The following is a 5,203-nucleotide window of genomic DNA, read 5'->3' on the forward strand; positions in this document are numbered from 1 at the left end:
GTTGGGACGCTGGGCGTCGACGGCTACCGCGTCGAGGGACGCTCCGGCGTCTGGGTGCGCCGCCCGCTCTCCGAGGACAAGATCGCAGCGATCGGCGTCCGCGTCCAGCGCGGCGTCACGATGCACGGCTTCGCCCTCAACTGCGACAACTCGCTTCGTCCTTTCTCACAGATCGTGCCGTGCGGCATCTCGGATGCCGGGGTGACGACCATCAGCGAGGTACTGGGTCGCGACGTCTCTCCCGCCGACGTGCATGCTGCGGTCGCCGACGCTTTCCGCGCTTCGTTCGCCGCGCCCGCGGAGGTGGCCGCGTGAGCGCCTGCGGCATCACCCCGACCGGCGGCGAAGCCGGCCCCGCGAACGTCCCCGAGGGCCGGAAGCTCCTGCGCCTCGAGGTGCGCAATGCGCAGACGCCGATCGAGCGAAAGCCCGAGTGGATTCGCACGAAGGCGAAGATGGGTCCGGAGTACCAGGCGCTGCAGTCGCTCGTGAAGGGCGAGGGGCTGCACACGGTCTGCCAGGAAGCGGGATGTCCCAACATCTACGAGTGCTGGGAGGATCGGGAGGCCACCTTCCTGATCGGTGGGTCGCAGTGCACGCGGCGCTGCGACTTCTGCCAGATCGATACCGGCAAGCCGGCCGACTACGACACGGACGAGCCGCGACGCGTCGCCGACAGCGTGCGTCGGATGCAGCTGCGCTACGCCACCGTCACGTGCGTCGCGCGCGACGACCTCCCGGATGGCGGCGCCTGGCTCAATGCCGAGACCATCCGGCAGATCCATGCCGTCAATCCGGGAACCGGCGTCGAACTGCTTGCCACGGACTTCAACGGGGAGCCTCGTCTCCTCGATGAGGTGTTCGCGGCTCGTCCCGAGGTCTTCGCGCACAACGTCGAGACCGTTCCCCGTATCTTCAAGCGCATTCGGCCCGCCTTCCGGTACGAGCGCTCGCTCGACGTGCTCACGCAGGCGCGGGCCGCAGGGCTGATCACGAAGTCGAACCTCATCCTCGGCATGGGCGAGGAGCCGGAGGAGGTCATCCAGGCCCTCCAGGACCTGCACGAGGCCGGCACCGACATCATCACGATCACTCAGTACCTGCGGCCCTCGCCTCGGCACCTTCCGGTTGCGAGGTGGGTGAAGCCGGACGAGTTCGTGGCGTTCAAGCAGGAGGCAGAGCGGATCGGCTTTCTCGGCATTCTGGCCGGTCCCCTGGTTCGATCGTCCTACCGGGCGGGGCGGCTGTGGGCCCAGTCGATGGTCGCCAAGGGACGGGAAATCCCGGCACACCTGTCGCACCTCGCCGACACCGAGCTCGGCTTCGCGCAAGCGGTGTGAGGCGCGCGGCACCGCGGACGACGGTCAGTCGGCGCTGGTGACCGACTGCACGTCGCCGTCGCTGGTCAGATTCACCAGCAGCACTTCATCGGTGGCGTCGGGGTCGAGGGCGTACTCGAGGACGGCGAAGGGATCCGTTCCACCGTGCTCGTCGGCGAGGATCGTCATGCTCACGAGCTGCAGCGACCGGATGATGTCGATGTGCGTGTCGCCGGAGATGTCGACGAGGACGTCTTCCAGATCTTCTCCCAGCGCCTCCTGCTGCTGAAGGAGGTACTCGGTGACCTCGCTGGTACGGTCGTCGAGCTCGGCCACCATCGCGTTGCGGGCCTGCAGGTCGATCTGCTCCAGCGCATTGATCATGGCGGCCGCGACATCGAGTGCGGCGGCGGAAACGTCGTCCTGATCGGGTGCGGTCAGATCGACGGTGACCCGCTGGTCGGCGAAGTCGACGACCTCGGACCAGAAGATGGATCCGTCCGGCCCGGACTCCAACAGCCCGAAGTAGTCGTGCTCGATCGCCATGACCCTATGCAACCATCCTCGGCGTCCGTGCGCGACCCCGCTGCGCGATCAGTCCACGAGCGCCGAGGCGAACACGTGCGGCGTGAAGCCGGTCAGGTCACCGACGCCTTCACCCTGGCCGAGGAGCTTGACGGGGATGCCGGTGCGTTCCTGAACGGCGAGAACGAAGCCGCCCTTGGCCGAACCGTCGAGCTTCGTGATCACGAGACCGGTGACGCCGGCGTGCTGGAGGAAGGCCTCGGCCTGCATGACACCGTTCTGCCCCGTGGTCGCATCGAGAACGAGCAGCACCTCGCTGATGGGCGCCTGCTTCTCGATGACGCGGCGGATCTTCGTGAGCTCGTCCATGAGCCCACCCTTCGTGTGGAGGCGTCCGGCAGTGTCGACGAGGACGATCTCGACGCCGTTCTGCTTGGCGTAGTCGATGGTCTGGAAGGCGACCGATGCCGGGTCCTGGCCCTCGTGCTGGGGGCGGACGATCGCCGCTCCCCCCCGCTCTGCCCACGTGGCCAGCTGATCGACGGCCGCCGCACGGAAGGTGTCGGCGGCGCCGACGACGACGGAACGACCATAGCGCTGGAGGAACTTCGCGAACTTGCCGATCGTGGTCGTCTTGCCGACGCCGTTCACCCCGACGACGAGGACGACAGCGGGACGCTCGGTGAGCCGGAGGGTGGTGTCGAATTTCGCGAAACGCTCTTCCAGGGTCTCTTTGAGCATCCGCTGGAGATCGCGCGGATCGGTCGTGCGGAACCGCTCGACCTTCTCACGGAGCTCGTCGACGATCCGCTCGGTGATGTCGGGACCGAAGTCGGCGGTGAGAAGTGCCGTCTCGAGGTCCTCCCACGTGTTGTCGTCGATCGTCGGCTTCACAAACATGCCGCGCAGGGCGCGGCCGAGCGACCAGGAGTTCTCCGCCATGACTTCAGCCTACGGGTCGGAGCGCTCCACCCCTCTCGCCGCGACGTACGCCCGCGTTCTGGGGATCACGCGTCGGCGCGTTCGCGGACGCGCTGGCCGACCACCGCGGAGACGCCGTCCTGCCGCATCGAGACCCCGTAGAGCGCGTCCGCGATCTCCATCGTGCGCTTCTGATGGGTGATCACGATCAGCTGGCTGGACGCGCGGAGCTTCTCGAACACGCCGAGCAGTCTGCCGAGATTGGCGTCGTCGAGGGCGGCTTCGACCTCGTCGAGGATGTAGAAGGGGCTCGGTCGCGCCATGAAGATCGCGGTCAGCAGCGCGACGGCGGCGAGAGAGCGCTCTCCGCCGGACAGCAGCGACAGACGCTCGATCTTCTTGCCGACGGGACGCACCGAGACCTCGATCCCCGTCGTCAGAGGATTGTCCGGGTCGGTCAGGGAGATGCTGCCGGAGCCGCCCGGGAACAGAATCGGGAACACCTCGCCGAAAGCGACGCGCGTGTCTTCGAAAGCCGCGAGGAAGATGGTCTGCATGCGTTCGTCGAGCTCCGCGATGATCGTCTGCAGGTCGGAGCGCGTCTGGACGAGATCGGCGAGCTGCTCGGTGAGGAACGCGTGCCGCTGCTCGAGCGCGGCGTACTCCTCGAGCGCGAGCGGATTGACGCGCCCGAGCTGGCCGAGCTTGCGCTCGGCATCCTGCAGTCTCTTGCGCTGCGCCGCCCGGTCGTACGCCACGCCCTCTTCGCCTTCGTCCGAGGGCAGCGGAACATCGGGGCCGTATTCCGCAACCAGAATATGTTCGTCGAGGCTCAACTCGGATCGGACGCGGTCCAGCAGACTCGTGACGTGCAGGCGCTTCTCGTGCATCTGCAACTCGAGTCCGTGGACGCTTTCGGTGAGTCGCCCGAGCCGCTCGCGCACGGTCGCCTCCTCGGCGCGCAGTGAGGTCAGTTCGGCGGTCAGCGCGGTGCGTGCCTGCTCGGCGAGCTGAAGCTCCACGCGTGCCTGGGTGACCGAACGATCGACCGAGTCCAGTACCGGCGGCAGCGCATCTGCGACCTCGGCCGCCAGTGCACGCTGTGCACGACGGATCACGGCGCGGCGGGCGGCCTCCGCCGCCGCCGCGCGCTCGCGTTCGCGCTGGCGCACGAGCTGATCGACACGTCCCTCTCCGGCGCGCACGCGCTCGCGCAGCGTCTCGACATCCAGACGTGCGCGCATCTCGCGGTCGCGCGCACTCTCCAGAGCGTCGAGCAGACCGTCACGCGCGGAGGCGTCCAGGATGGGGCGGGGAGCCTGCTGGGCACCCTCGAAGGCGTCGTTGGCGACGCGTGCTGCTCTCTCGGCATCCGCGACCGCGGGCGACGCCTGAGCGAGCCCGGCCTCCAACCGCTCGCACTCCGCGACGGCTGCCTCATGACGCACGGTGGCGCGGTTGACCTGCTCGGTGTGCGCCGCGAGGGCGGCATCGTGTTCGCGCAGGCTCTGAAGCGCATCCTTCGTCCGCGCCCGTGCGTCGTTCCAGGTCGTCTGGGCGTCCGAGAGAGCCTCGCGGAGCGAGTCTGCGACGACCGTGATCTCCGCGAGGCGTTCGGCGGCGGCATCTCGCTCCGCCGCCAGCTCCAGCCGCGAGCGACCGGCCCCGGAGCCGGCGTGGATCGTGTAGGACGTCACCCGCTCGCCCGCACGCGTGACGATCGTCGTCGCGGCATCCGGAACGTCGATGATCCTGCGGCGAACGGCGTGCGCGGAGTCGAGGTCGTCGACGATCAGGACACGGGCGAGGATGCCGAGGATGCCGGCCGGTGCAGTCACCACCTCCGCAGCGGCGATCGCTCCCTCGGGGATCGCCGCTGCCGGCGCACTCGCGTCCACGTCGGCGATCGTGATGTCGAGCCGGCCGAGGTCGGCGTCGCGCGCAGCACGAGCGGCGGCGATACCCGCGTCGATGTCGTCGACGAGCAGCCCGTCCGCGAGCGCCCCCAGCGCGGCTGCGATCGCCGCCTCGTATCCCGAGCGCACCTTGACCGCGTCGCCGACCAGGCCGCGGATGCCGGCGCCTCCGACCGCGATCATCTCGGCCGCGGCGTTGCGGACATCCAGCGCCCGTCCGAGCGCCGCGGTCTGCGCCGTCAGCGATTCGCGTTCGCGTTCGGCGGCGTGAAGCCGCTCACGGATCGCCCCGACCTCATTCTCGGCGGCGGTGGCGTCGCGCTGCGCACGCTCGTAAGCGGCAGCGTGCTCGGCAGAGGATCCCTCGGTGACCAGTTCGGGATCGACCCCTGTGAGTGCCTCTTCCGCTTCTGCGCGCCGCGCCAGGGCCGCGTCGAGCGCACGCTGCTGGCGTTCGACGCCCGCGCGCACAGCGTCCAGGCGGGATGCTGCGGACTCTAGAGGATCCCCGGGACCGAGCTC

5 protein-coding genes are annotated in these 5,203 nt (G+C 69.0%); 2 read left to right on the plus strand and 3 right to left on the minus strand.

Annotated features, from left to right (window positions below):
• Both I5I_RS13150 and lipA read left to right on the plus strand, forming a co-directional pair.
• Nucleotides 1-315: lipoyl protein ligase domain-containing protein (locus tag I5I_RS13150; RefSeq protein ID WP_036320571.1), on the plus strand; the 315-nt coding region annotated here is incomplete at its 5' end.
• 11 nt (nucleotides 316-326) lie between these two features.
• On the plus strand, nucleotides 327-1,340 hold the full coding sequence (lipA, locus tag I5I_RS13155; protein ID WP_051039627.1) for a lipoyl synthase: 1,014 nt from the start codon (nucleotides 327-329) through the stop codon (nucleotides 1,338-1,340).
• 24 nt (nucleotides 1,341-1,364) lie between these two features.
• On the opposite strand, the gene I5I_RS13160 is transcribed toward lipA, so the two are convergent.
• The 3 genes from I5I_RS13160 to I5I_RS13170 all read right to left on the minus strand — a co-directional run.
• Nucleotides 1,365-1,865 carry a DUF2004 domain-containing protein gene (locus I5I_RS13160; RefSeq protein WP_036320573.1) on the minus strand — a complete coding sequence of 167 codons (501 nt, stop codon included), beginning with the start codon at nucleotides 1,863-1,865 and terminating at the stop codon, nucleotides 1,365-1,367.
• Nucleotides 1,866-1,913: 48 nt separating this feature from the next.
• Complete coding sequence (gene ftsY / locus I5I_RS13165) at nucleotides 1,914-2,786, minus strand: signal recognition particle-docking protein FtsY (protein ID WP_036320575.1); 873 nt, start codon at nucleotides 2,784-2,786, stop codon at nucleotides 1,914-1,916.
• Between the two features lie 65 nt (nucleotides 2,787-2,851).
• Nucleotides 2,852-5,203, minus strand: a 2,352-nt coding sequence (locus tag I5I_RS13170; protein WP_036320580.1) for an AAA family ATPase, incomplete at its 5' end; no start/stop codon positions are given.

The sequence above is a fragment of the Microbacterium sp. B24 genome (assembly GCF_000333415.1).
Lineage (GTDB): Bacteria > Actinomycetota > Actinomycetes > Actinomycetales > Microbacteriaceae > Microbacterium.

Excerpts from the sequence above, each read along its gene's own strand:
- I5I_RS13160 (WP_036320573.1), bottom strand. The coding sequence starts at position 1,865 with ATGGCGATCGAGCACGACTACTTCGGGCTGTTGGAGTCCGGGCCGGAC.
- ftsY (WP_036320575.1), bottom strand. The coding sequence starts at position 2,786 with ATGGCGGAGAACTCCTGGTCGCTCGGCCGCGCCCTGCGCGGCATGTTT.